Genomic DNA, 25,497 nt, shown 5'->3' with positions numbered 1-25,497 from the left:
GCTTTCATCAGTCCAATAGAAAAGGCCCGTCCGGATATCCGGACGGGCCTTTTCTATTGGACTGATGAAAGCTTCGGAAGGACCTAAATACCTTGGGCAGCCAGCACTTCTTTTACGCGCTCAGCGGCATCTTTCAGCAATACAGCTGAATACACTTTCAGGCCGCTTTCATCGATGATGCGGGCACCTTCTTCGGCGTTGGTACCCTGCAGACGCACGATGATGGGCACTTTGATGTCGCCGATGTTCTTGTAGGCCTCCACCACACCATTCGCCACCCGGTCGCAGCGCACGATGCCGCCGAAGATGTTGATGAGAATGGCTTTCACGTTCGGATCCTTCAGGATGATGCGGAAACCAGCTTCCACCGTCTGGGCGTTGGCTCCACCCCCTACGTCGAGGAAGTTGGCCGGCTCGCCGCCGCTCAGCTTGATGATATCCATGGTGGCCATGGCCAGGCCGGCGCCATTCACCATGCAGCCCACGTTGCCGTCGAGCTTCACATAGTTCAGGTTTGAGGCCGAAGCTTCCACTTCCAGTGGGTCTTCCTCGTTGGTGTCGCGCAGCTCCACGAAATCCTTGTGGCGGTAGAGGGCGTTTTCGTCGAGGGTTACTTTGGCGTCAACGGCCAGAATCTTGTCGTCCGAAGTCTTCAGAACGGGGTTGATTTCGAACATGGCCGAGTCCGTCTCGTCGTAGGCCTTGTACAGCGCCTGCACAAACTTCACCATTTCCTTCTGCGCCGCGCCGGTCAAACCCAGGTTGAAGGCAATTTTAGCGGCCTGGAACGGACGCAGACCTACGCGCGGATCAACATGCTCGCGGTGGATTTTCTCGGGGTGCGCCTCGGCTACCTCCTCGATGTCCATGCCACCCTCGGTGGTGTAGATGATAACGTTTTTGCCGGTCGCACGGTCCAGCAGTACGCTCATGTAGTATTCCTTGGTTTCCGAAGCGCCGGGGTAGTACACGTCCTGGGCAATCAGCACTTTGTGCACCTTGCGGCCTTCGGCGCCGGTTTGCTTGGTTACGAGCTGCATGCCGATGATCTGGCCGGCAATTTCTTTCACCTGCTCCAGGTTTTTGGCGAGTTTTACCCCACCGCCTTTGCCACGGCCGCCGGCATGAATCTGGGCTTTGATAACGTACCAGCTCGTGCCGGTTTCTTCAGTCAGCTTCTTGGCAGCTTCCACGGCCTCCTCGGCGGTGTCGGCCACGATGCCTTCCTGCACGCGCACGCCGTAGCGTTTCAGAATTTCTTTGCCCTGATACTCGTGAATGTTCATAAAGGTCGGTTAAAGAGATGTTCGGGGTGGGTTACTAAGCGCGAAAGTAGGCAGAAATGAGTTGTCGGTTGCTAGTTGTCGGTTGTTAGTTATCGGGTGCTGGTAGTACAGCCTGACGTTTGCGGCTCAGCACTCAGACCAATACAAGCCATTTCAGAGCGCCTGACAACTAACAACCGACAACTAGCAACTGGCAACTCATTTCCCATACCACTGCGCCATCACCTGCTCGGCAGGTTTGTGCTGGGGCGTGAAGTCGAGGTGGCGACGGGCGGAGCCGTTGGGCTGCAGGCCAGGGTACCACTTCCAGATGAAGATGCCCTGAAACCACGGCTGCGGCCAGAACGTCTCGAACATCGCCTCGTAACAGATGCGTTGCGTGGTTTCGTCGGGAGTGGCAGGCAGGGCGTTGCGGTCGGGCCACACCCAGGGTTGGATGGCGGCATCGGGTGTGGTTTTGTAGCCGGCTTCCGTGAATAGCACGGGCTTGCCGTAGCGCTTTTGCACGGCGGCAATACGGGCCAGCGGCGTGCGCCAGGCTTTCAGCAACGCCGCTTTAGCGGGCCGTTCGGTGGTGCTGAGCGGAAAATAAGCCTGCACCCCGATGTAGTCCAGCGCGTCCCAGAACTTCACCTGCTCGAACTCGCCGCTCCAGTTGGCGGCGTACGTGAGCGGGCCGTGATACACCTGCCGCACCTGCCCGATGATGGCGCGCCACTCCGCCTCGTGGCCCACCGTTTTTTCCAGTTCCGTCCCGATGCATAGCGCCTCCATACCGTTGGCCTCGGCCAACTCGGCGTAATGCACAATGAATACTGAATAGGCTGCAAACCATTGCTGCCAGTCAGTCTCCGAACTCATCTTAATGTCGCCGGGCCAGGTGCCGCCGGGGCCGCGCAGCCACAGGTGGGGCTTGAGCAGCGTGCGGATGCCGCGCTGCCGGGCCTGCTGGACGGTGCGCACAAGGCCCCGGTCACTTTCGCCCCAGTAGTTGCGGCTGCCGGTGCCGGTGTGCATCCGGATTTCGGGTGAGGCAGCGCCGGCCTGCCAGCCAAATGGCGTCTGGGCTATCCAGTTGACGTGGGCCCGCACCAACGGCTCCAGGTCCTGGCTGGCCAGCGAGTCGGCCCCCACCCAATTCACGCCCTTCAAACGATCCTTTGGCCGGATAAGTACAGCACTGGCAGCAGTAGAGCCGCTGGGGTTGGCCTGAGAAACCGGGCCAGCTAATTGAGCTGAGCGCCACGCCAACCCTACCACCGCCAGCAGGGCCACCGCTGCTAGTCCCAGCCAAAGCCACGAGGAACGCCGGGAAGAAGGAAAAACAGCCATAGCCATAAATAGGTGCGTCAGCGTATAGGGCTCAAATTGCAGAAAACCGCTTGCATCTGCATCGGATTAGTGGGCTTGGTTGGCGGCGTGCCCTGCTATCGGGCCCACCGAAGCCGAGTGTAATCTGCGCAGCAAACTGTAGATTTGTTTTTCGTACTCCGGCTCACTTTACCTGGTTCCGTTTTGCTGCAAGCCATCAACGTTCGTAAGAAATACAATACGCTGGAAGTTCTCAAGGGCATCGACCTAACCATTGAAAAGGCCGAAATCGTGTCCATTGTGGGGTCTTCGGGGGCTGGCAAGAGCACGCTGCTGCACATTCTGGGCACGTTGGACAACCCTGATTCCGGCGAAATCCTGTTCGATGGCCAGTCGGTCAGCTCGCTGAAACGGTCGGAGTTGGCGCGGTTTCGCAACCGCCACATCGGGTTCATTTTCCAGTTTCATAACCTGCTGCCCGAATTTACGGCCCTCGAAAACGTGTGTCTGCCAGCGTATCTGGCCGGTCGCTCCGAGAAGGAAACCCGCGTTCGGGCCCGCGAATTGCTTGGGATGCTGAATCTGGAGCGCCGCGCCGACCACAAGCCCTCGGAAATGAGCGGCGGCGAGCAGCAACGCACGGCCGTAGCCCGCGCCCTCATCAATTCGCCCGAAATCATCTTTGCCGACGAACCCAGCGGCAACCTCGACTCGCAGAATGCCCAGGAACTGCACCAGATTTTCTTTCTGCTGCGCAAAGAGCTGGGCCAAACGTTTGTCATCGTGACGCACAACGACCAGCTGGCAGAAATGGCTGACCGCAAGATCACCATGAAGGACGGCTACATCTGGGAAGGCCAGAACTAGCCGCCACTTGCTTTATGATTCCGACGCCTCTTTCTGTAGCAGGGAGAGGCGTTGTTGTTTTCCAGTAGTCAGCGGGCGCAGGGTTATCAACTGTTACACAACGGCTTGGAAGAGCTAGGCCGTGGCCGGCGGGAACCTCAAGGCGAAAGTGGACGTTCAGGACAGTAGAATATGTGGCTGTGGGCAACTTGCCCTGGCCCTGGTCATACGTCCGGCCCGAACCGGACTATGTAGTGCAACCCCTTGCGCCGTCACCGGAACGGCGCGAGGGGTTTGTTTTTTTAGGGCTGACGAGCCTTTGAGAGGCGAAAATATCCGCTGGAATGTGCGTCGAATAGCCAAAAATATTAGTCAGCTAACAAGGTTGGAAAATTACTTTGTAAGTAACTGAATATCAGAGCTAAAAATTGATTAAAAATCTGCTGTTCTTTGCACCTTTGTAAGGGCTAAGGCGTTACATATCCAGAACACACAACGGTATTACAGGACATCAAAACAACAGACGCCATGACTGACGTAACCAAGACCATCAAAGAGCCGGTTCGCAAGACCAAAGTGGAGAGCTTCGACATCTCGCGCTCCGACGAGACGCTGCACTTGGCGACGGACCTGGCCAAGTTTATCAAGGAAAACAAGCTCACGACCACCGTGCAGGGCAAGGAGTTCGTGAATGTGGAAGGCTGGCAGTACGCCGGTTCGCGCCTGGGCATCGTGCCCATTGTCGACCACGTCATCAATGTCTCGACCGACCAGGAAATTAAGTATCAGGCCAAGGTGACGCTGTTCGACATGAAGTCGGGCCACACGGTAGGGGCGGGCTTCGCTATCTGCTCCAATAAAGAGCAGGGCAAGAAGTTTTACCAGGAGTTTGCCATCATGAGCATGGCCCAGACCCGGGCCATCGGCAAAGCCTACCGCAACATTCTGGCCTGGATTATTCGGGCGGCCGGCTACGAGCCAACGCCAGCCGAGGAGATGGACTATGGTGGAAACACGCCTGCTGCCCAGCCCGCTATGGCCGTGGTGCCGGCATCAGCTCCGGTGGCAGTGGCTGCCGAGGCACCTGCGCCCATGAAGGCAGTATCTGCCGATGCACCAGTTGTCGCTGAGCCTTCGGCGGTGTCCTATGCTACGGCGTCGCAGAAAGAGGAAATCATTCGGCTGCTGAACCATCCGCTCATCACGCGTCCGGAGAAAACCAAAATGCTGCTCAACATCAACCGCCTCGACGATGAGCGTGCCACGCAGGCTATTGCCAAGCTCAAGAAGGCCATCGAGGACCGCGAGAATGGCCAGGCTGCTGCCGCCTAAACAGACCCCACTACATATATCGAAAGCCCGGTACCGCTTGGTGCCGGGCTTTTTTTGTGCCCGGCGAAGCGGTGCTTCGCGTTACTTTTGCAGCATGCCCGAGCACGCCACCGACGATATTCTGCACGTACTGCGCCAGCACTGGGGCCATGCGGCGTTCCGGCCGCTGCAGGAAGACATTATCCGGTCGGTGCTGGCAGGGCAGGATACATTGGCGCTGCTGCCCACTGGCGGCGGCAAAAGCATCTGCTTCCAGGTGCCGGCGTTGGCCCGGCCGGGGCTATGCCTGGTTGTGTCGCCGCTGATTGCGCTGATGAAGGACCAGGTGGAAAACCTGCGCAAGCGCGGCATCAAGGCCGAAGCGGTGTTTTCGGGCATGAGCCACCAGGAAATCGACCAGACGCTGGACAACTGCGTGTATGGCCCGGTAAAGTTTCTGTACGTAAGCCCCGAGCGGCTGCAGACCGACATGTTTCGGGCGCGGGTGGGCCGCATGAAAGTGAGCTTGCTGGCCATCGACGAGGCACACTGCCTGTCGCAGTGGGGCTACGATTTCCGGCCGCCGTACCTGCAGATTGCGGCGCTGCGGGAGCTGCTGCCCGGCGTGCCGTGCATTGCCCTCACGGCCACGGCCACCGAAGAGGTGAAGTTCGATATCGTGGAAAAGCTACTGTTCCGGCCCGGCCACCGCGTGTTTCAGCAAAGCTTTGCGCGAGCCAACCTGTCGTATTCTGCCCTGGCTACCGAGGACAAGCTGCGTCGGCTGCTGGAAGTGGTGCGGGGCGTGGGGGCCGGCAAAACCAGCATCGTGTATGCCCGCACGCGCCGCCAGACCGAAGACACGGCCGCCTACCTGCAGCAGCAGGGCGTGCGCGCCGCGGCCTACCACGCTGGCCTGCCCAGTGACCAGCGCACCCGCACCCAGCAGGACTGGATGCAGAACCGCGTGCACTGCATCGTGGCCACCAACGCCTTCGGCATGGGCATCGACAAGCCCGACGTGCGGCTGGTGGTGCACCTGGAAGCGCCCGACAACCTGGAAGCCTACTATCAGGAAGCGGGCCGCGCCGGCCGCGACGAGAAATACGCTTTTGCCGTGCTGCTGCAGGGCCCCAATGACGCCGACGAGCTGCGCCGCCGCACCCAGCAGGCCTACCCGCCGCTGGACACCGTGCGCCGCGTGTACCAGGCGTTGGCCAATTTCTCGCGCACGGCCGTGGGCGGCGGCGAGCTGGTGGCGTTCGACTTTGACATTCAGCACTTCGCCGAAACCTACCGCATCAAGGCTCTGGACGCGCATAATAGTCTGCGCACGCTGGCCCGCGAAGGGTTTGTGCAGCTGAACGAGGCCGTGAACACGCCGGCACGGGTGCACATTCCCATCGACCATACTGATCTGTACCGGTTTCAGGTGGCCAACGCCCAGCACGACCAGCTCATCAAGAGTTTGCTGCGCTTCAACGGCGGCGAGCTGTTCAGCGGATTTCAGCGGATTTCGGAAAACAGCCTGGCCCAGCACCTGAAGCTGAGCGTGGTGGACGTGCGCAAAACGCTGGTATTCCTGCACCGCTCGGGCATCATCCAGTATCAGCCGCGGCAGGAGTCGCCGCAGGCGCTGTTCACTACGCCGCGCTTCGATGCCGACAAGCTGCCGCTGGACCAGAAGCGCCTCACTGACGCCCGCGACCTAGCCCGCCACAAAACTGAGGCCGTGGTACGCTACGCCGCCGGGGGCCGCTGCCGCCAGCAGTTGCTGCTGGAGTATTTCGGCGAGCTGGACGCGCCGCCCTGCCGCGTCTGCGACTTCTGCCTGGCCGAAAAGAAAGCCCGCCAAACGCCCGCCCCGTCCGCCGACCTGCGCCAGCTGCTGCTCACGCTGCTCAAAGCCACGCCCCAAACGCCCCGCGAAATCCTCGCACAGTTCGCGCCCGGCCAGGCCACGGCTGTTACGGAGCAGCTGCGGGAACTGGTGGAGCTGGGCGAGCTGGCGTACGCGCCGGACGGGCGGCTGGGGTAGGAATTTAGATCCTTAGCCAGACAGCATTATGCTAGATGAATTCGATGTCCAAGCTCAATTCACCCGGTTGCTGTCCGGTAAATTATGGCCGGAATTCAAGAAGCGCGGCTACAAGAGACACCGCGGCAACTTCCGGTACTACGATGCTGCTGGCTGGGGAAAGATCGTAAACGTGCAGAAAAGCGCGTTTTCTACCAAAAACAGTATCAGCTTCACGATAAACACGGGTTTGTATCTGCGAGAAGCTGAAAGATGTCTAATGGGCCGGGCCAACGAAGAAAAGTTTCTGGAGCCGGACTGCTTGGTACGAAAACGAATAGGCAGCCTAGCTGGCAGCGACTTAGATCTGTGGTACAACCTAGATGACCAGACAGTCCGGTCTGACGTCGAAGAAGTGGTTACTCAGGATGTCTATCGGGTTGTGCTTCCGTACCTGGACGGTATTAGGTCAGTAGAAGATATTCTGCATCAGTTGTTTCAGGAGCGAGGCCCTGATGTATTCGCCGGTATCAGGGCGCTATTCATATATGGCCGAAAAGCCGAAGCACGGCAATGGTTGGCGGACGAGCAGAATAGCACAGTGTATACCTACCGCAAGAAACAGCTGCAAGAACTAAGTAGAGAGTTGGATGCAATGGAATAAGCTACAGTAAAAAAGCAGCCCCGGCCGCGCCTGAAACAGGCACAGCCGGGGCTGCTTTTTCTTGAGAAAGCTCGAAGTTATTTCTTCAGCAGTTTCAGCAGCTCCTCAGCGGCGGGCTCCGACGAAGCGGGGTTCTGGCCGGTAATCAGGTGGCCGGCTTTCACTACGTAAGGAGCCCAGTCGGCGCCTTTGGAGTAGTCGCCGCCGTTTTGCTTCAGCATGTCTTCCACCAGGAAAGGCACCACGTTGGTGAGCTGCACGGCTTCTTCCTCGGTATTGGTAAAGCCTGCTACCTGCTTGCCGCGTACCAGCGGCTCGCCGTTGGCGTCTTTCACGTGGCGCAGCACGCCGGGGGCGTGGCACACGGCTGCTACCGGCTTGCCGGCGGCGTAGAAGTTCTCAATCAACTCGATAGACTTCTTGTCTTCGGCTAAATCCCAGAGCGGGCCGTGGCCGCCGGGGTAGAATACGGCGTCGAAGTCAGCGGCCGAAACCGAGTCTAGCTTCACGGTGCTGGCCAGGGCTTTCTGGGCGTCGGTGTCGGATTTGAAGCGCTTGGTGGCGTCGGTCTGGGCGCTCGGGTCGTCGCTCTTGGGGTCGAGGGGCGGCTGGCCACCGGCTGGCGAGGCTAGCGTGAGCGTGGCGCCGGCATCCTTGAACACGTAGTAAGGCGCAGCAAATTCTTCCAGCCAGAAGCCGGTTTTATGTCCTGTGTCGCCCAACTGGTCGTGGGACGTCAATACCATCAGAATGTTCATGGTTGTGGGAAAAGAAGGTTGAAAAACGGGTGTTCAGCGGTAGTAGCGCGAACCTTGTAGTTCGCGCCCCAGAATGATAACCGGTACAACGGCGCGGGGATGCGAACTACAAGGTTCGCGCTACTGCTTTTACTGGCCCTGCACGGGCAGCAGGCGGTAGAAAGAGGTCTTGCGCTCGGCCAGCAGCGGCACTATCTGGCCCAGCACAAGGTCTTGGAAATGGGGGGCGGCACGGTGCGCAATCTGCGCTTCCTGGTTGGCGTACTGCTCGTAGATGAAGAAGCGCCCAGGCTCGTCGGCCGACTCATGGGCAATGTAGAGCAGGTTGCCGGGCTCGTGCTGACGCACGGCGGCGGCAGCTTCCGTCAGCAGGCGGCGTACGGTGTCCACATGCTTGGGCTGCACCAGCCACTCAGCGGCCACGCAATAGATTTCAGCTTGATTTGCCATGAAATGTGGGACTTGAGGTGATGGAAAAGCTAGGCAACTTTCACGATGGCCTTACCGGTGTTGTCGCCCTGAAACAAGCCCAGGAACGCCGCCGGAATCTGGTCGAAACCTTCGGTGATGGTTTCTTCGAATTTCAGCTTGCCCTGGCCATACCATTCCGTGAGCTTGGCCACGCCCTCCGGCCACTGCGGCAGGTAGTCGCTCACGATGAAGCCCTGCAGCTTGGTGCTGGTTTTGAGGAGCTTGCCCTCGGGGCGCGGGCCCACCGGCGCTTCGGTGTTGTTGTAGGTGGAAATCTGGCCGCAGAGCGCAATGCGGGCGTGCTTGTTCAGCAGGTCGTAGACGGCGTCGGTGATGGGGCCGCCTACGTTGTCGAAGTAGCAATCGACACCATTGGGAGCGGCGGCAGCCAGGGCTTCGGCAAGGTTGGCGGTTTTGTAGTTGATGGCCTCATCGAAGCCCAGCTCTTTCAGGTAAGCCACTTTCTCGTCGGAGCCAGCCGTGCCAATCACGCGGCAACCCTGGATTTTAGCCAGCTGGCCCACCACCATGCCCACCGCGCCGGCCGCGCCCGATACCACTACCGTTTCGCCCGCTTTGGGCTGGCAGATGTCGAGCAGACCGAAATACGCTGTGAGGCCCGGCATGCCCAGCAGCCCCAGGAAATAGCTCACCGGCGCCTTGTCGGTCGGAATCCGGTTCAGGCCTTTGCCATCCGAGATACTGAGCTGCTGCCAGGGCAGATTGCCGACCACCATACTGCCCACGGGCAGAGCATCGTACTGGCTTTCTACTACCTCGGCCACCACGCCCCCCGCAATCGGCTGGTCCACCTCAAACGGCGCCACGTACGATTTGGCGGCGCTCATCCGGCCCCGCATGTAGGGGTCAACCGACACGTAGCGGGTGCGCAGCAGCACCTGGCCGGCCGCCAGCGGCGGCAGCTCCCGCGTTTCAAATCGGAACTGTTCGGCGGTTGGCGCGCCCTGGGGGCGGCTGGCCAGCACAATGGTTTGGGTTTGCATAGCTTGGGAAAAAGGGGAGTAGAGAGAACGGAAATTGGCTGCTATGCTAAGCAAACTGTCATTTTGAACTTGCGAAGGACCTTATCACGCATGAGTAACCGTCGGACGACGTCGTTCGGGCGTGATAAGGTCCTTCGCGAGCTCAGGATGGCAGATGGCTCAGGCCACTTACGCGGCCTCGGTCGTGGTCGTTAGGTTCACCTCGATGTTGCCGCGGGTAGCGCGCGAGTAAGGGCAGATGCCGTGCGCGGCCTGCACCAGCTCTTCGGCCTGCTGCTGCTCTACACCGGGAATGTTGATGTGCAGATCAGCCGAAATGCCGTAGCCGCCGTCTTCCGCCTGGCCGAAGCCAATCAGAGCTTCCACTGTCACGCCGTCGAGCTTCACTTTGGCCTGGCGGGCCGCTACACCCAACGCGCCTTCAAAGCACGAGGCGTAAGCAGCGGCAAACAGCTGCTCGGGGTTGGTGGAGTTAGGCTTGCCGGGGCCACCCATTTCGCGCGGCGTGCTCAGTGGAATGTTGATTACTTCGTCTTTGGACGTAACCTGGCCGTCGCGGCCACCTTTAGCTTTTGCCTGTGCAGTGAAAACTTTGTTGATTTTCATCGGGTGAAGAAAGTAAGGGAATTAAAAAAAGCTGGCTTGGCTATCAGGCCAGCTGGGTAAGCAAGTGTTGAAGTTGGGTGCGCAGTGCCTCAAACTCAGCCAGCGGCATATTCAGGCGGGCAAACAACGTTTCGGGAATGTGGCAGGCCTGCTGCTGCAACTTGCAGCCCGCCGGCAGCAGGCTGATAATGACGGAACGCTCGTCGCGCGGGTCGCGCTGGCGGCTGAGCCACTGTTTCTGCTCCATGCGCTTGAGCAGCGGCGTGAGTGTGCCCGAGTCGAGCAGCAGGTTTTCTCCTAGCTGCTTTACCGTCAGCGAACCATGTTCCCAAAGCAGCAGGAAGACCAAATACTGCGGATACGTCAGGTCCAGCTCTTGCAGGTAAGGCTGGTAGGCCTTGGTCAGCATCCGCGAAACGGCATAAATAGGGAAGCACAGCTGGCTTTCCAGCTTCTGCAGCGGGTTGTTGGATGGGAGGGAAGGAGAGTCGCTCATGGGTTTATAAATGGATAAACGGCTTGCGGTTGTGCAATGTTTAATTGTGTGCAACTAAATACATAATATTCGTGCAAGAAGTTAGTAGTCAGGCATAAAAAAGAGCCGTTTCCTCACAAGAGGAAACGGCTCTGGCAAACAAAGCGGTAAGACTAAGCTGACTGATACGCCTGAAAACCGCCGAGCAAGTTGCGCACCTGCATAAAGCCCTGCTGCGTGAGGTAGGCTTTAGCCGAGGTGGACCGGCCGCCGCTCTTGCAGTGCACAATGATTTCCTGGTCTTTGAGGTCTTCCAGCTCTTCCAGCTTCTGCGGGAGTGTGTTGAGCGGAATATTCTGGCTGCCCTCGATGCGGCCTTCCTCGTTTTCCCAAGGCTCACGCACATCGATAATGGTTGGCTTTTCGCCAGAGGCCTGGCGTTGTTTTAGCTCGGCAGGGGTGATATCAGCCATACTGCTTGTTAAAGGGAATTGAAGGAAAATTGTGGAGTGTAAAGGTGGCAAAACTCCATCTAACTACCACAAAAAAGCCTTGGCCATTCGGTTAATTAGTCAGTATCAGGCGTTTGGTTACGGTCAGGCCATCTGCCAATGTTAGCTGCACTAAGTAGATGCCGGCCGGCAAGGAATGCAGGTTCAGCATGGGCTGGCCGAGCTGGCTGGCGGGCTGCTGCCAGGCCACGCGGCCCAGCGCATCCAGCACCAGCGCGTGGGCGTAGCGGCCCTGCACCTGCACTTGGCCTCGCGAAGCAGGGTTGGGGTAGAGGCTGAACGCGGCTGCCACCGACTCCGGCGCCGTACGCAGCACTGTGTTGGTCATCACCGGCCGTAGCATCAGGGCCCAGCCCTCGTATTGCGGCGGCGTATCCAGTGAGGCAGTGGATTTGGGCTCCCAGAAGTTGCTGGTGAACTGCCAGAACGCATCTGCCTGCGGCACGTTGTTCAGGTCAATATTTATGCTCAGAGGCGTGGTGATAAGACCATGTCCGTAGCCGGCGTAGAATCGTCCGCTCACCGGTACTGGCGTCGGAAACGGCACTTCCAGAAACGTCTGGCCGGCCGGTAGCGAGGCTGGTATTTGCACGCTCTGCGTGGCTTTGGGTAGGCGGGTAGGCGCCCCGTTGTTGGCTGGGTCGGCATCCCACACGTTCACCGTAATGGTGCGGCCCGCCGCGCTCGGAAACGACGGCGAAATACGGATGCTACGCACCTGGTCGGGCTTATTCAGCTCGAAGCGTAATGCGTAATAGCTCTGGGTTTGAGTGGATGGTGGGACGCTCACATTGGCTTCGGCGGTGCCGTCGTCGTAGGCGAAATAGTCGCTCAGCTCCGTCAGGCGCGAAATGGTGTCGTTGGGCAGGGTGCGCGGGTCGGTGTTGGTTTCGTTGGTGATGAGCGTAAGGCGGTGGCGCACCGTTTTTGGGGCTGCTGATATGGGCAGCGGGCTGCTACGCAAGTCGCCTTCAATACGAACCTGAAACTGCGGGCTGACCAGCGAAAAGAAGTCGGTGGTGCGAAACAGCGCGGAGGGGCCGCCCGGCAGCACGTCGAGCTGGCCCACCCAGCGGCCCGGTACCGGAAAGCCGCTGTCGGAGAGGTTGTTGATGGTGGTGAACGTGGCCGGGTTGAGTTGTGCGGTTGGGTTGGCGGCCGCATTGTATTGCCCGACTGGCATGGCGGTACCGCGCGCCAGCAAGCTGCTCAGCGGCCGGCTGGTGGCCACATCCTGAAACAACGAGTCGGCGCGCACCCGCACCGGGGCCAGCTTCACGTAGTCGATGCTCCACGAGTCGTCGTTGTTAGCCAGGCTGCCTTTGGCCCGAAACCGAAACTGGAAGCTGCCATGCAGAAACCGCGCCTGGTCGATGACCACAAACTTGCGCCGGAATGCCTCGCGCGTGCCGTCGCTGCGGCGCGTCCAGACCGGCACCCACAGGCCATTCTGGTCTTTGAACTCCAGCTGTAGCTGCACGGCGGCAGTGCTGGCGTTAGCCGATGGCCGCCGGAAAATGTTGCCGGCCTGCCAGTAGAAGCCCAGATACAGGCGGTCGGCGGCGGTGCGCCCGCTCAGGTCAATCGGCTGCGACACGAGCGTGTCCGTGTCGCTGTAGCCACTGCCGTAGGGCCGGCCATTGGCTTGCAGCCCATCAAACGTAGCTACGCCCCGCGTGGGCGGCGCCACCGGAAACCGATTGTTGACGAGCACGCCCCCCGCAGGCAGCCAGTTTGTGGCTTTGGGCGCGCCATCCAACGGCGTCGTGAAGTCGTCGAAGAATGGCAGGGCCAGCGCCTGCCCGCGCTGTGCGGTGGCCGACCCAGCCTTGGCTGGAGTGCGGCCGGGGTCAGCAGACAACGAGCGAAGGTCCTGCGCCATCGTGGTCAATGGCAGCAAGCTCAGAATCGATAAAACAGAAGCGCGTAGAAGTCTGGAACACATCATTGCCACCAAGTTAGGATACCAGGCTGAAACGTCCTGAACGGGCTTTAAATTTCAATCGTAGAGGAAGCAGATTGAAAAAGGATTTTGCGAATTTGCAGGGTAGGATTGTGCGCAGGAATAACAGCCTGGCAGCAAAAGAGCCGCGCAACAGCGCGGCTCTTTTGCTGGAAATCAATCTGCGAAATTCTGTTTCGATCTGCACAATCGGCGATTCTAGTTCACTGGTTTCACGGGCTCGTCGCCAGCCACCCAGATGTCAACCAGCTGGCCCATGCGGATGGTGGCGTCGGGAGCGGCTGTGGGGCGCTGCTTCACCACGGTGCCGTCTGTTTCGCCGTCCTGGGCGGGCTGATAGAATACTTCGCCTAGCTGCAGGCCCTGGCCCCCAAGTAGGGTGGTGGCTTCATCAACTGGCATATTGATGAGGTTGGGCACCGGGAATTCCTGGTTGCCGAGGCCGTCGCCCACTTCCAGGTCTACTTTGGTGCCTTTGGCAATGGCCGCGCCGGGCGCAATTTCCTTGCCGCCCACCAACTGCCGTAGTACGGCATTTTCCTGGATGTTCGGCACCTTGATAATCTGGCCTACCACCAAATCGTAGCTGTTCAGAATCATCGTGGCGTTCTTCATAGAGCCATCCGTCAGCTTGGGCATTTTGATGACGGGCGGGTTTTTCATGGCCACGGTGATGTAGATTTTGCGGTCTTCCTTCACCTTCTCGCCGGGGGCGGGGTCCTGGTTGAGTACCGTGAACGGGCGCGTGCCGGGATTATAGGAGCTGTCATCGACGTAGAAGCGCAGGTTGCGCTCATCGAGGTAGTCTTCGAGGTCGGCCTGGTTCATGCCCGTAATTTTGGGCACCACAATGGTTTCGCCGTGGTTGGTGGTGAGGGGCAGATACACAAAGAAGAACCCAAACACCAGCGCCGCCGTGGCTAGGCCAATCACCAGCAGGTGCTTCACCAAGTCCAGCGGCGTATCAGATTTGAAAAAAGACATCTTGTATAAAGAAGTAAGAGAGGAGAGGCAAAAGAAGAGTTGGCGCTAAAACTAGTGGTTTCTCAACTCTAGCTCTTCACAGTTAGCTTCTCGTTGCGCTGCTTGCCGAACTCCAGAATCTGGTCGATGAACTGGTAGGGCGTGTAGCCGGCCAGCGCAGTCTGGTGGAAAATGCAGGTAGCGGGCGTCATGCCGGGCAGCGAGTTCACCTCGATAATCAGCACTTCCACCGCCCCGTTGTCACGGACGCGCACGAAGGCGTCGATGCGGGCGTACCCCTGAATGTGCAGGATTTCGGCCACGCGGCGCAGCTCCTGCTTCACCTCGTCGGAAATGCGCTGGCGCTCGGCTGGTTCCGGTGCGTAACGGGCCGGTGTGATGTTCTGGCCTTCGCCAGCCAGAAACTTCTCTTCCAGGCTCAACACCTCGCCGGTTGCCAAGGCTTCGGAGGCCTCAAACACCTCTATCTGCAGCTCGCCGCTGGGGCCGTAATGCGTGAGCAGGCCGCCGGTTACTTCCAGGAAGTGGGCCGCACCGTCGCGCGCAATCAGGGTTTCCACCAGGAAGGCAGCCTTCTGCGGAAACTCTTCCTTGAAGCCCAAACTGAGCGTAGCGGCATCGGCCGGCATGAGGTCTTCCTGGTCGCGGAAGATGAGGCGGGTGAATGCCTCCAGCTCGGGCCGGTTCTTGATTTTCTTCACGGCCGACGAGCAGCCGTCGTCGGCGGGCTTGGCAATAAAGGGGTAAGGGAACTGCGTTTCCAGGCTGCGGTAGAAGCTTTCGGCGTCGGCGTCCCACTCCAGGCGGCTGGCCATGCGGTGCTCGGCCACGCGCAGCCCGGCTTCGCGCAGGCGGCGGTTGGTTTCAAACTTGTTGATGGTGACCGACGAGCTTTCCACGCCCGAGCCGTTGTAAGGCAGCCCGAACTTTTCCAGCTGCTGCTGCAGGGCGCCATCCTCGCCGGGACGGCCGTGCAGTGCAATAAACACCTCGTCCACCATCTCGGCCAGCTCTTCGAACGACACGCGGCGCGGCTGAGCGGTGAGCTGCCCGGCAAAGGTGCTGGTGATTTGCTGGGCTTCCTGCCGGATACGTTCTAGGATGGGGTGCAGGCCGTGGCCGGCTTCCATGTGCTCCACTTTCTCCCGGATATCGTCGGCGTTGTCTTTGAGCATCACGTTGATGGGCAGCACGTAGAGGCGGAACTCCTCGCTGCTACCGGTCAGGAACACCGGAATAGGCTCGTACTTCACCGAGGAACTGAGCTTCTCGTAGATGTTGCGGCCGCTTTCCACCGAAATGTGCCGCTCCGACGAGTAGCCGCCCATAATCACGGCTACTTTGGTGCGGGTGCGCACGTCGCTGGCCCGCGCCGCCACGGCGGCGTCCAGCTGCGTGAGCAGTCCGGCCAGCCGCACCGGCTGCATGCCGCCGCGCCGCCGTGCCGCCAACGACGTGCGAATCAGGAACGTCAGGAACTGCGACGGATTTAGGCCGATTTCTGCCGCCTGGTGGAAGAAGAACGAGGCCGGCAACATGCCCGACGTGGTGTTCGGGTCGTTGAGGAAGATTTGGGGTGATGAGGTGATGGGGTGATGGGGTGATGAAGAACGGCTTTCATCATTCTCCTCATTACCATTCACTTCTTCACTAACTAAAAACCCATCCAGGCGCGCATACACCTGGAAACCGAAGGTGGTGAACATTTCCTCGCAGGCCTCGCGGATGCGCTGGATTTCCGCTTCAGGCAGGTCGATGGGCGTGATTTTGCGGCTCAGGCCGGGCAGGTACTTCGAGCGGTAGTCGAACATCTCCTCACCCTTCACAATCTCCGTGGGCGGCAGCGCCAGCGGCTGGCCGTTGGGGTCTTCCACCACAATGCACGAAAACTCGCGGCCCTGCACGAAGCTTTCCACCAGCACCTGCGCCTCGCCGTCCACGTTGGTCAGCAGCACCGTTTCGGCGGTCTGCAGCTGCTCATTAAGGGCAGCCAGCAACGCTTCGGGGTGGTAGATGATGTTGGGACTTAGTGCTTGGTGCTCAGTGCCTAGTTCGCCCGCCGAAACAGCCGCAGAATTCTTAATTACTAATTCTTCATTACTAATTAAGACAGGCAAACCGATACCGTCGCGGATATCTACCAGCTGCTGCAGCCATTGGATTTTCTTCTCTTCGGTCAGCGCCAGCCATTCCTGCCGGGTCACGGTTTTGCGGAACAGGCTGCGCTCCACGGCAGCCTGAAACTGGGCTACGTTGGCTTCGCGCAGGATGCTGATGCCGATGCTGCTGCCCTGGCGCGGCGCCTTGAACACCAGCGGCAAGCCCAGCTCGCGCACCAGATAGTCGAGTGTCGCCTGCGGATCGGCTGCGTCCCAGTCTTCCGTGCTGATGACGCGGAAGTCGGGCGTAGGGCGGTCCAGGGCTTTGAGCAGCTTCTTTTGCGCTACCTTATTAATGCCGAACGCCGAGGGCAAAATGCCAGAGCCCGAGTACGGAATGCCGTACCATTCGAGCAAGCCCTGAATGGCGCCGTCCTCACCGGCTGGGCCGTGCAGGGCCAGGAAAGCAAAGTCCATCAGCTCCCGCAGCTCCTGGGGCTGCACGCGCCGGCCCACCTCCGAGATGATGCGGTCCTGCTCGTCCTGGCTCAGGTAGCCGAGGCTTTCCAGATACACCTGCCACGGCCGCTCGGTGCGGGGCAGCGCCGATATCGGCGGGTAGAAGTCGCGGATGGTGCCTTTATAGATGAAGTGCCAGTCGAGCAGAATGAAGTTGCCGCTGCTATCCACAAACACGGGCACGGCCTCGAAGAGGGCCTTGTCGAGGTTGTCGTATACAGTGCGGCCGCCCGCAAAGCTGATTTCCCGCTCACGCGACGGGCCGCCGAAGAAGATGCCGATTTTCATAGGTAGCGCAAAGGTAAAGAAGTAGAACGGAGTGGCCCTTCGTTTCTTGAACCGCCGCACCGTGTGTGGGCCAGGAATGGAGGGCCACTCCGTTCTACTTCTTTACCTTCGCGCCGTCATCCAACCCCATCTACCTTATGCAAACCCTCGATCAGTACAACTTCGCCGGCAAGCGCGCCGTGGTGCGCGTAGATTTCAACGTGCCGCTCGACAAGAGCTTCGCCATCACCGACGATACCCGCATCCGAGCCGCTACGCCGACCATCAAGAAGATCCTGGCCGATGGCGGCTCCGTGGTGCTGCTCTCGCACCTGGGCCGGCCCAAAGGTGGACCCGAGGACAAGTTTTCGTTGAAGCATATTGTGGCCCGCCTCAGCCAGGAATATGGCACCGAGGTGCAGTTTGCTGCCGATGCGCTGCAGGCCCAAACTCAGGCCGACGCGCTGCAGCCCGGCCAGATTCTGCTGGTGGAAAACGTGCGTTTCTATGCCGAGGAAGAGAAAGGCGACGCTGGTTTTGCCGAGAAGCTGGCCCCGCTGGGCAACGTGTACGTGAACGATGCTTTCGGGGCGGCGCACCGCAAGCACGCCTCCACGGCCGTGATGGCCAGCCACTTCGCACCCGCTGACCGCGTGGCCGGCTACCTGCTGCAGAGTGAACTCGACAACGCTCAGAAAGTGCTGGAGCACGCCGAGCGTCCGTTCACGGCCATCATGGGTGGCGCTAAGATTTCGGATAAGATTCAGCTGATTGAGAAGCTGCTCGATAAGGTCGATAACCTGCTTATCGGCGGCGGTATGGCGTACACGTTTGCCAAAGCGCAGGGCGGCCAGATCGGCAGCTCGCTGCTGGAAGCCGACAAGATGGACTTGGCGCTGCGCCTTATCGAGCAGGCAAAAGCCAAAGGCGTGAACCTGGTATTGCCCACCGACAGCCTCATTGCCGACAAATTCGCTAACGACGCCCAAACCAAACAGGCCGCCAACAGCGAAATTCCAGACGGCTGGATGGGCCTCGATTTGGGCCCGGAGTCCAGCAAAGCGTTTGCCGAAGTGGTGCGCAACTCCAAGACCATCCTCTGGAACGGCCCGATGGGCGTGTTCGAGATGCCCAACTTCGCCAAAGGCACCCAGGCCGTGGCCCAGGCTATTGCCGACGCCACCCAGGCCGGCGCGTTCAGCCTCATCGGCGGCGGCGACTCTGCGGCGGCCGTCAACCAGATGGGCTTCTCCGACAAGGTGAGCTACATCAGCACCGGCGGCGGCGCGCTACTGGAGTACATGGAAGGCAAAGAATTGCCCGGCGTAGCGGCGCTGGGTTAGGGCTTAGGATATAGGGCTTAGGGCATAGGTCGTTCGATCAGAAGTTCAATAGAACGGCCTATACCCTAAGCCCTATGTCCTAATTCACGTAGGGCGTTTCCAGATCTTGGCCCATGCTGCGCATGGTGTCCAAGGAGAGGCGGCCGGTGAGGCGGGTGGCACGGGCGCGGGCTTCGGCGTCGGTCAGCACTTCCAGGCCCTGCAGCCACTGCAGGCGGTTTAGCTGCAACTCGATGGGGCCCAGCGGATTGATCTGGCCGTACTCGTGGCGTAGGTAGTTTTTGGTGCGGCGGTCCAGGGCCTCCGCAAAGCCGTGCAGGGCGGTCTGCTCCGAAGAACGGTCGGCGAGGATGATGCTGGAGCGCGACGTGAGCAATACGAATTCGTGCCAGCGGTGCTGCCAGCCATACCAAGCATACGCCAGCAGGCAACCACCCAACCCCAGTGCCCGCAGCCAGAAGTCGGCCACGAACGAGGCGTCGGGGCGGTGGTCGATGGTGTAGGTGAACAGGATGCCACCTACAACGGCCAGCAGCCGGAGCAGCTTTTTGCGCGGTATGTTGCTGCGGCGCTCCACCCGCACGGGCAGAATCTCCTCGTAGGGTAGCTCCACTTCCAGCAGTGCCCGGCCGCTAAACTCGCGCTGGCAGACATAGAGGCCGTGCTGGCGTAGTGCCAGCTGGGTGGTGCCGGCCCACAGCCGGCGTTGTTCAAGAAGCATGTAGTAATGAAACGACGGCCTGAGCCGCCACAGGAAACAAAGAGAACATCAGGCCACTCAGATAAACTCGAACGGACTAGGTGTAAAGCACAGCACAAAAATAGCCAGCATCAGCCAGCCCAGCACCTTGCGGCCCGCCGAAAGTGGGGTTTCGTCGGGCGCCGGCGGATGAAACACGCCCATCAGCCGGCTAAGCAGCAACCCGAATACCAGCCAGCCAGGGTTGCCCATAATGCCCGGCACAGCCATTATACAGGCTAGCTGCACCGCCCATAAAGCCACGGCCAGCACCAGCGCCTGCCACGGCCGCGGTACCACCGGCCGCAATACCACAATCAGGTAAGCGAAATACGGCACGCCCCAATAGAGCCACGTTTCGCTGTTGGTGCGCAACGAAAACAGCCCCAGACCGGCGTAGAAGATATAGCCTACAAACAGCAGCCCCGACAGCCGGTTGAACCGCCGAAATCCCAGCAAGCCGTACAGAATATGCCCGCCATCAAGCTGGCCAATGGGCAGCAGGTTGAGCGCTGTGAAGAACAGCGCCAAGGAGCCTGCCAACAGCATCGGGTAGTGAATCAGGTGAATATCTAAGGGTAATCGATTTGGATCGGCGAATACGTGCTCCAGAAGGCGATACAACAATGGCTTCGCTAAAATAACAGCGTATTCGAGGTCCTCATGATCATAGAATTCTTCAACCCGAATCTGTCCTTGAATTGGCAGATGCGTAAAGCCGTAAATCAGCACCGGCACGGCCACCAGAAACCCCGCCAGGGGGCCGGCCAGCCCAATGTCAAAAAACTCCTTGCGCGAGAATATCCGGTCCTTGACGCGGATAACTGCCCCAAACGTCCCGATGGTGCTGAACATACCCGTGAAAAACGGAATATAATACGGCAGCGTGGCGCGTACTCGGTGGTGCCGGGCCGTGAAGTAGTGCCCAAACTCATGCACCGTCAGTACTCCCAGAAACGGCACCGAAAACCATAAGCCCTGCCAGATTTCTGCTGGCGTCAAGCCCAGGCCTTCAAACGTAAACTTGCCGGTCATCCACTCGGCGCCGGCCAGCGTGGTGGTCAGCAGCGTAAGCAGAAACAACCCCAGATGCAGCGCGTAGCGCCGCCACTGTGGTGGTTTCGGCTTTTCGGAATACAAAGCATCCAACAACTCCTCCGGTTCGGTAGGTGTTGGCTTAGTAGGTACTCCGAGGTTCGCAGCGTCAGGAGAGGGGAGTATTGGGGGAAGGTTCTCGGTTGGGGAAGGCACGGAGGGCAGCAGGAAGTGCGTCGGTGAGGGTAAGGGGCGGAGCCAGAAACAGCGTGTGCAGGCCAATACGTTGGGCCGTTTCGATGTGCTGCAAACTATCCTCGATAAAAAGAGTTTCTTCGGCCTTCCAGTTCATCTCGCGCAAGGCGTGCCGGAATATTTCTTCGCCCGGCTTGCGCAAGCCCACCTGTTGCGAGTAAAACACCCGGTCCAGGCAATCGGCAATGCCGTGCTCGAAACCGTATTGCGTACGCAGGACCCGGTTGATCTGGTCGATGTGAATCTGGTTTGTATTGGATAGCAGGGCCGTCTGATGGCCCCGGGCCCGCAATTCCGCAATCAAAGCCAGCCGCTCGGCCGGCACATCCAGCAGCATGGCGTTCCAGGCGGCATCCAGGTCCTCATCCGTGGCCTGCAGCTCGTAAGTGGCGCGCAGCCCTTCCCGGAACTCGTGCGGCGTCAGGCGCCCCATTTCCATCTGGTCGAACAGCTCCGACTGCGCCGCCTGCGTAAACTCGATGGTGCTGCCGTGCTGATGCAGGCGGCCCATTGCCTCCAGGGTGCGCTGGTAGTCGATATTGATGATGACGCCCCCAAAATCGAAGAGCAAGTTTGGCAGTTGGTGAGGCATAAAGAAGTCAGTTGAAAAGTTCGTCGGCTGCCCGGCAAGATGGTTACTGCCTGCAAAAGTCTTGATCCGCGCCAGCAAATACCAATTTCGCGTTGCAAATGCGGCGGCAATGGCCGAAGTTTGCAACGTCGAAGCGCGCTGCTACACCCTTGTCGCAGCATGTAACGCACCGGGCCTATAGCTCAATCGGTTAGAGCAGCTGACTCATAATCAGCAGGTCACTGGTTCGATTCCAGTTGGGCCCACCCATTGAAGTTGAAATCCCTCTTTCCATACCGGAAAGAGGGATTTTGCTTTCGATTGGTAGAGCATCGATAAAACAATCAGGTGACGAAGTTCGCACTAAGGACTTGTTCAATTTGCGCGTATTCTGATTGAGGTGCTCAAAACGGTAGCTTCGTAGACTGTGAGTTGTTCTGCTACTACCACTAAAGAAGCCCAGACCACCGAATTGCTCCGCGTTGCCTGTTGACCGGAAGTTGCGGCTGATGTGCCACGTTATGCCACTATACTGGCCGGTACTGCCGACGGTGCCGGCGACTACTGCAATTAGAAGGTGCTGGTGCTTGGGTGTTGCTGATGGTAAAATGTGGCATCCTGAACTTCTATTAGGCGAGTAATTTCCAATATGCTGGCTGCTTGCAATTCTGTTCTCAACTGACGTTTCTACGCGCTGTGGGGCCGGATGTGGGGGCTACTAAACTACGCTTGTGTTCCGGCAGAATAGCCAGTCAGAAGGGCTGAAAACAGGCAATTTCGTTATATTGCGACAAAAAATGGATTTCAGTCTTTGCCGGTATGCTCAAAATATTTAAAAGAAAGTCTAAAAGCCTTTTCAATAAACAGAAAAACTTCTGGCAGTTTTTTCCAGCTAATTATCTCCGCAACCGGAAGCATAGTCTGGTTATTATCGATGATATTTATCCATTGCCATTATCCACGTTTAGGTTTGTAGAATTCAACTATTACCTAGCTGTTTTTCCAGATTCAATTGTTTATACAACTGGATCTTCTCTTTCGTATCTGAAGGTGTACGACAGTATAGAGAAAGTGGTGGCTAACCATCTTAAAACGTACACAGAGCATGTCGGTAGAATATTAAAATTTAGTCCATATCGTAAAATAAAGGCTGATTTAGTTTATCTTACTTTCCTGCACAATACGCATAACTTTCTTCCAACAATCGAAGCAAATTCAACGCCTTTCGTCTTTACATTATATCCAGGTGGAGGATTTTTGATGCACGATGAGCAGGTGGAGGGGCAATTAAGAAAAATTTTTAGCTCTCCATTTTTTAGAAAAGTTATTGTCACCCAGAAGATAACGCTCGATTACTTGGTTGATAACAACTTCTGCCCATCCGATAGGATAGAACTGATTTATGGTGTAGTGATGCCTGCTGACAATCTCAGCTTAAGTAAAAAGAAGGAAACAAGGAGTGCAAGAAAGGACACGAGCCTTCAAATTTGCTTTGTGGCCAATAAATACATGCCGTTGGGTATTGATAAAGGCTACGATACCTTTATTGCGCTGGCCAAAAAGACTAGCCTGAAATACCCGGATATTAAATTTCACATTGTCGGAACGTTCGACGAAACCGATATCGATGTCGAAGGATATAATAATATCATTTTCTATGGTCCGCGCGAAACCAGTTTCTTTGCGCAGTTCTATGCTGAGATGGATATTATTGTTTCGCCTAATGTGCCTTTTAAATTAGGAAATGGTGCGTTTGATGGATTTCCTACAGGTGGCTGCATTGAAGCTGGCTTAATGGGTGTTGCACTATTCTGCTCGGATGTGTTAGGGCAGAACCTGTATTTTGAACATAAGACGGATATAGTCCTGATTGAAAATGACGTAGATAACATTTATGACTACGTAGAGTATTATTATCATAATCCTGCTGAATTGGAGCTGTTGTCTAGGAAAGGATTAGAAAAAATAGAAAACCTATACAGCATCGATGCACAGATGCTGCCACGTATACAAATCATCAATCAAGCAATAAGTGCAGGAAAGAAGGTTCGCTAAGACATCTAGCAGGGGCTAACGCAATATGCTGCGTTGGCCCTTTCGAATAGTTTTACCCACCCGTGTATACCTCCAACTCTCGGCAAGGCTCCTGTAGGTACACTGATAGCGGCACCAGCGGGAGTAAGCCTGGTTTTGTGGCATACAGCTCCCACCGCTGCACCTGGCCTACATCAGCCCTGCTGGTGACCGGCCAGTATTGTAGTGCAGGTGAAGCCTAAATGCGTGTTTGTCATCACCAGTCGATGGATAAGCAGAGTAGACCCTTGTCGACACCTGCATTTCGTCTTCAGGTACCCGCCACCAGCAGCTTAGGGTGTTGAAATAGGAGGAGATAATTGTCGAGTTTCGATAGTCAGCGACAATGCATGCTGTGCATAAGGCCCTTTTCACAGTGATTCAGGCGTGGGGCAGCCGTATGTTCGGTTGTGAAAGAGCAAGACGCTTCGGCTATTCCACCTCCTGAGCTAGTTTGCTCTTAAGGCTCTTAAGTAAGACAAGTTTAGCTACGCGTGCCCAGGCATCGAGCGCCGCGCGTAGGCTGTTGGAACTGCTGCCATCCAAAGCCACACCCGCTGCTGTGTCTTGGTTGGGCCCACTTCTAAAACCAAGGCTGTCATTTATATGGTGTTGACTTGGTACTGCCAGGTTTCAGCAATGACACATCATTTGCGTCAAGTGCATTTCTGTGGCTTGCTGAACTCACTCCCGACTCAGTACTGTAGCAGTCCAGTGATATAAAGCACCACTGTCTACTGCCCAGTCTAAGCAAACAGACTGCTGATCAGTGGTTTTATCCATGATATACCTATAAACCTATATCCTCGAACTGAGGAGGGTAATCGGGAATCATTCATAGATATTATTATCCTTTTGTAAAATAAAGTTATATAAATTATTGATTTAAGAATAATTAATGTTTATTTGTATTGTTGTTGCTCCGCGTACCATCCTACAATTCCACCTATTGTCCGCGCCTCCTCCTTTACTCAGCAGTCTCCATGGAACGCTACAGACACTACACGGACGCTTCTCGCGTCATCCTGTTGTTCGTTGATGTGCTCCTTATTTTCGGAGCTTTCCGGCTAGCTGGCCGTATCACCCTGGGTGACTGGGATTTTGGCGGCTACTATCCCTTTTTCTTTATCATCTTCGGGCTGCTCTGGTGGATTCTGTCAGGCCAGTATGCCAACATATACCGGGTAGACCGGCTGATTACATATCCGGAGAAGCTGGTGCATCTGATCCGCACCTTTTTGCTTCATGCAGCTCTTGTGCTACTGGCAGTTGCGGCAGGCGGCACGCACTGGCCTCCCATCGAATACCTGTTTTCCGTGTACAGCCTCGCCATGGTTGGGGTTGTGTCGGGCCGGTTTCTGCTGACGTTTCTTTATCGCTCTTACCACAAGCACTTTGCGCGTGCCAACAGCCGGTATGTCATCATTGGAGCCGGCGACAGTGGCCAGGAGCTTTACCGTTTTCTGGCTTCGCACGATCCTATCGGGAATGAGTTTATGGGGTTTTTTTCGGATGAAGCCCTGCCCGTAAAGCTCCAGACGGTGGTTCGTGGGCGCCTGGCCGATTTGAAGAGTTATTGCCTGCGCGAACAAGTCAATGACATCTACTTCGCGCTGCCACTTGATCAGCGCCATCTTATCGAGGAACTCTCGCGCTTCGCCGACGATAATTTTCTCTCCTTCCGGATCGTGCCTGACTTCCGTGGAACGGTGCACAAAGATGTGAATGTGTATTTCTACGACCACCTGCCTATCCTCACTATCCGGCATGAGCCGCTGGGGATGCGCACCAATCAGGTAATGAAACGGCTTTTTGATATTATGTTTTCCGGACTGGTTATCTGCACCATATTTCCAATTATTATGCCTGTGCTGGCGCTCCTTATCAAGCTGGATTCGCCGGGGCCGGTGTTTTTCCGGCAGATGCGCCCTGGCAAGCGCAACCAGCTGTTTCCGTGCTACAAGCTGCGCACCATGCAGGCCAGCCACGGCCACCCCGAATTGCAGGCCACCAAGCACGACGTGCGTGTAACGCGGGTGGGCCAATATTTGCGCAAGTACAACCTAGATGAGCTACCTCAGTTTTTCAACGTACTGCTGGGGCACATGTCGGTGGTGGGGCCACGGCCCAACATGATTTCCCAACTCGAGGAATACAGCAAACACATCCGCACCTACCACCTGCGTCACGCCGTCACGCCTGGCATCACCGGCTATGCGCAGGTGAATGGCTACCGGGGCGAAACCCGGGAAGCCGGTACCATGGAAAAACGGGTGGAATATGACCTGAAGTACGTGGAAAACTGGTCGTTCGGGATGGACATGAAAATTATCGGGCAAACCGTCTGGAACATGGTTCGGGGCGAAAAAAACGCGTACTAATCACCTG

The 25,497-nt window shown here is 57.6% G+C and carries 21 protein-coding genes and 1 tRNA gene; 8 read left to right on the top strand and 14 right to left on the bottom strand.

What is annotated here, in order from left to right:
• Window positions 1–83 precede the first annotated feature (83 nt).
• Both sucC and H8B14_RS14290 read right to left on the bottom strand, forming a co-directional pair.
• A complete protein-coding gene (gene sucC, locus H8B14_RS14295) occupies window positions 84–1,286 on the bottom strand; it encodes an ADP-forming succinate--CoA ligase subunit beta (protein ID WP_187316310.1) in 1,203 nt (400 codons plus the stop codon).
• Between the two features lie 198 nt (window positions 1,287–1,484).
• Window positions 1,485–2,618 (bottom strand): glycoside hydrolase family 113, encoded by a 1,134-nt coding sequence (locus H8B14_RS14290; protein ID WP_187316309.1) that lies wholly within the window; start codon window positions 2,616–2,618, stop codon window positions 1,485–1,487.
• A gap of 183 nt (window positions 2,619–2,801) precedes the next feature.
• Between H8B14_RS14290 and H8B14_RS14285 the strand changes: the two genes are divergently transcribed.
• The 4 genes from H8B14_RS14285 (at window position 2,802) to H8B14_RS14270 (ending at window position 7,435) form a co-directional block, all read left to right on the top strand.
• On the top strand, window positions 2,802–3,464 hold the full coding sequence (locus H8B14_RS14285; protein WP_187316308.1) for an ABC transporter ATP-binding protein: 663 nt from the start codon (window positions 2,802–2,804) through the stop codon (window positions 3,462–3,464).
• Between the two features lie 507 nt (window positions 3,465–3,971).
• Window positions 3,972–4,775 (top strand): hypothetical protein, encoded by an 804-nt coding sequence (locus tag H8B14_RS14280; protein WP_187316307.1) that lies wholly within the window; start codon window positions 3,972–3,974, stop codon window positions 4,773–4,775.
• 94 nt (window positions 4,776–4,869) lie between these two features.
• Window positions 4,870–6,792 (top strand): RecQ family ATP-dependent DNA helicase, encoded by a 1,923-nt coding sequence (locus H8B14_RS14275; RefSeq protein WP_187316306.1) that lies wholly within the window; start codon window positions 4,870–4,872, stop codon window positions 6,790–6,792.
• 28 nt (window positions 6,793–6,820) lie between these two features.
• Window positions 6,821–7,435: a DUF4304 domain-containing protein gene (locus H8B14_RS14270; protein ID WP_187316305.1), complete on the top strand. Its 615-nt coding sequence runs from the start codon at window positions 6,821–6,823 to the stop codon at window positions 7,433–7,435.
• 77 nt (window positions 7,436–7,512) lie between these two features.
• Here the strand turns inward: H8B14_RS14270 and H8B14_RS14265 are convergent, their stop codons facing one another.
• From H8B14_RS14265 to H8B14_RS14225, 9 genes are all read right to left on the bottom strand, one after another.
• Window positions 7,513–8,193, bottom strand: a complete 681-nt coding sequence (locus H8B14_RS14265; RefSeq protein ID WP_187316304.1) for a type 1 glutamine amidotransferase domain-containing protein — start codon at window positions 8,191–8,193, stop codon at window positions 7,513–7,515.
• 129 nt (window positions 8,194–8,322) lie between these two features.
• Window positions 8,323–8,643, bottom strand: coding sequence for a putative quinol monooxygenase (locus H8B14_RS14260; RefSeq protein WP_187316303.1), 321 nt, complete (start codon window positions 8,641–8,643; stop codon window positions 8,323–8,325).
• A gap of 29 nt (window positions 8,644–8,672) precedes the next feature.
• Entirely contained in the window at window positions 8,673–9,668 is a 996-nt protein-coding gene (locus H8B14_RS14255; RefSeq protein ID WP_187316302.1) for an NADP-dependent oxidoreductase, read from the bottom strand.
• 168 nt (window positions 9,669–9,836) lie between these two features.
• The gene (locus H8B14_RS14250; RefSeq protein WP_187316301.1) at window positions 9,837–10,274 is read right to left on the bottom strand and encodes an organic hydroperoxide resistance protein; all 438 of its coding nucleotides are present in this window, start codon (window positions 10,272–10,274) and stop codon (window positions 9,837–9,839) included.
• Window positions 10,275–10,317: 43 nt separating this feature from the next.
• Window positions 10,318–10,770, bottom strand: coding sequence for a MarR family winged helix-turn-helix transcriptional regulator (locus tag H8B14_RS14245; RefSeq protein ID WP_187316300.1), 453 nt, complete (start codon window positions 10,768–10,770; stop codon window positions 10,318–10,320).
• A gap of 152 nt (window positions 10,771–10,922) precedes the next feature.
• On the bottom strand, window positions 10,923–11,222 hold the full coding sequence (locus H8B14_RS14240) for a rhodanese-like domain-containing protein (RefSeq protein WP_187316299.1): 300 nt from the start codon (window positions 11,220–11,222) through the stop codon (window positions 10,923–10,925).
• Between the two features lie 91 nt (window positions 11,223–11,313).
• On the bottom strand, window positions 11,314–13,143 hold the full coding sequence (locus H8B14_RS14235; protein ID WP_187316298.1) for a T9SS type A sorting domain-containing protein: 1,830 nt from the start codon (window positions 13,141–13,143) through the stop codon (window positions 11,314–11,316).
• Window positions 13,144–13,422: 279 nt separating this feature from the next.
• Window positions 13,423–14,208, bottom strand: a complete 786-nt coding sequence (locus H8B14_RS14230) for a PASTA domain-containing protein (protein WP_187316297.1) — start codon at window positions 14,206–14,208, stop codon at window positions 13,423–13,425.
• Between the two features lie 68 nt (window positions 14,209–14,276).
• Window positions 14,277–17,114 (bottom strand): D-alanine--D-alanine ligase family protein, encoded by a 2,838-nt coding sequence (locus H8B14_RS14225; RefSeq protein WP_187316296.1) that lies wholly within the window; start codon window positions 17,112–17,114, stop codon window positions 14,277–14,279.
• Window positions 17,115–17,251: 137 nt separating this feature from the next.
• Here H8B14_RS14225 and H8B14_RS14220 point away from each other — a divergent pair, with 137 nt between their 5' ends.
• Window positions 17,252–18,436 (top strand): phosphoglycerate kinase, encoded by a 1,185-nt coding sequence (locus H8B14_RS14220; RefSeq protein ID WP_187316295.1) that lies wholly within the window; start codon window positions 17,252–17,254, stop codon window positions 18,434–18,436.
• Between the two features lie 79 nt (window positions 18,437–18,515).
• Here H8B14_RS14220 and H8B14_RS14215 read toward each other — a convergent pair whose 3' ends face one another.
• From H8B14_RS14215 to H8B14_RS14205, 3 genes are all read right to left on the bottom strand, one after another.
• Window positions 18,516–19,157 carry a hypothetical protein gene (locus H8B14_RS14215; protein ID WP_187316294.1) on the bottom strand — a complete coding sequence of 214 codons (642 nt, stop codon included), beginning with the start codon at window positions 19,155–19,157 and terminating at the stop codon, window positions 18,516–18,518.
• 57 nt (window positions 19,158–19,214) lie between these two features.
• Complete coding sequence (locus tag H8B14_RS14210) at window positions 19,215–20,315, bottom strand: site-2 protease family protein (protein WP_187316293.1); 1,101 nt, start codon at window positions 20,313–20,315, stop codon at window positions 19,215–19,217.
• Between the two features lie 64 nt (window positions 20,316–20,379).
• Window positions 20,380–21,057, bottom strand: a complete 678-nt coding sequence (locus H8B14_RS14205) for an HAD family hydrolase (protein WP_410054458.1) — start codon at window positions 21,055–21,057, stop codon at window positions 20,380–20,382.
• Between the two features lie 171 nt (window positions 21,058–21,228).
• On the opposite strand from H8B14_RS14205, the gene H8B14_RS14200 reads away from it, so the two are divergent.
• From H8B14_RS14200 to H8B14_RS14190, 3 genes are all read left to right on the top strand, one after another.
• Window positions 21,229–21,302: transfer RNA gene (locus H8B14_RS14200), tRNA-Ile, on the top strand.
• Window positions 21,303–21,855: 553 nt separating this feature from the next.
• Window positions 21,856–23,091 carry a glycosyltransferase family 4 protein gene (locus H8B14_RS14195; RefSeq protein WP_187316292.1) on the top strand — a complete coding sequence of 412 codons (1,236 nt, stop codon included), beginning with the start codon at window positions 21,856–21,858 and terminating at the stop codon, window positions 23,089–23,091.
• Between the two features lie 1,001 nt (window positions 23,092–24,092).
• Complete coding sequence (locus H8B14_RS14190) at window positions 24,093–25,490, top strand: exopolysaccharide biosynthesis polyprenyl glycosylphosphotransferase (protein ID WP_187316291.1); 1,398 nt, start codon at window positions 24,093–24,095, stop codon at window positions 25,488–25,490.
• The last annotated feature ends 7 nt before the right edge of the window (window positions 25,491–25,497 follow it).

Origin of the sequence: Hymenobacter puniceus (genome assembly GCF_014333525.1) — a bacterium.
Taxonomy (GTDB): Bacteria; Bacteroidota; Bacteroidia; order Cytophagales; family Hymenobacteraceae; genus Hymenobacter.
This window is presented reverse-complemented; position numbering and strand designations above follow the sequence as displayed.

Coding starts and splice junctions, on each gene's coding strand:
- sucC (WP_187316310.1), bottom strand. CDS start 1,286: ATGAACATTCACGAGTATCAGGGCAAAGAAATTCTGAAACGCTACGGC.
- H8B14_RS14290 (WP_187316309.1), bottom strand. CDS start 2,618: ATGGCTGTTTTTCCTTCTTCCCGGCGTTCCTCGTGGCTTTGGCTGGGA.
- H8B14_RS14280 (WP_187316307.1), top strand. CDS start 3,972: ATGACTGACGTAACCAAGACCATCAAAGAGCCGGTTCGCAAGACCAAA.
- H8B14_RS14275 (WP_187316306.1), top strand. CDS start 4,870: ATGCCCGAGCACGCCACCGACGATATTCTGCACGTACTGCGCCAGCAC.
- H8B14_RS14270 (WP_187316305.1), top strand. CDS start 6,821: ATGCTAGATGAATTCGATGTCCAAGCTCAATTCACCCGGTTGCTGTCC.
- H8B14_RS14265 (WP_187316304.1), bottom strand. CDS start 8,193: ATGAACATTCTGATGGTATTGACGTCCCACGACCAGTTGGGCGACACA.
- H8B14_RS14260 (WP_187316303.1), bottom strand. CDS start 8,643: ATGGCAAATCAAGCTGAAATCTATTGCGTGGCCGCTGAGTGGCTGGTG.
- H8B14_RS14255 (WP_187316302.1), bottom strand. CDS start 9,668: ATGCAAACCCAAACCATTGTGCTGGCCAGCCGCCCCCAGGGCGCGCCA.
- H8B14_RS14250 (WP_187316301.1), bottom strand. CDS start 10,274: ATGAAAATCAACAAAGTTTTCACTGCACAGGCAAAAGCTAAAGGTGGC.
- H8B14_RS14245 (WP_187316300.1), bottom strand. CDS start 10,770: ATGAGCGACTCTCCTTCCCTCCCATCCAACAACCCGCTGCAGAAGCTG.
- H8B14_RS14240 (WP_187316299.1), bottom strand. CDS start 11,222: ATGGCTGATATCACCCCTGCCGAGCTAAAACAACGCCAGGCCTCTGGC.
- H8B14_RS14235 (WP_187316298.1), bottom strand. CDS start 13,143: ATGGCGCAGGACCTTCGCTCGTTGTCTGCTGACCCCGGCCGCACTCCA.
- H8B14_RS14230 (WP_187316297.1), bottom strand. CDS start 14,208: ATGTCTTTTTTCAAATCTGATACGCCGCTGGACTTGGTGAAGCACCTG.
- H8B14_RS14225 (WP_187316296.1), bottom strand. CDS start 17,114: ATGAAAATCGGCATCTTCTTCGGCGGCCCGTCGCGTGAGCGGGAAATC.
- H8B14_RS14220 (WP_187316295.1), top strand. CDS start 17,252: ATGCAAACCCTCGATCAGTACAACTTCGCCGGCAAGCGCGCCGTGGTG.
- H8B14_RS14215 (WP_187316294.1), bottom strand. CDS start 19,157: ATGCTTCTTGAACAACGCCGGCTGTGGGCCGGCACCACCCAGCTGGCA.
- H8B14_RS14205 (WP_410054458.1), bottom strand. CDS start 21,057: ATGCCTCACCAACTGCCAAACTTGCTCTTCGATTTTGGGGGCGTCATC.
- H8B14_RS14195 (WP_187316292.1), top strand. CDS start 21,856: ATGCTCAAAATATTTAAAAGAAAGTCTAAAAGCCTTTTCAATAAACAG.
- H8B14_RS14190 (WP_187316291.1), top strand. CDS start 24,093: ATGGAACGCTACAGACACTACACGGACGCTTCTCGCGTCATCCTGTTG.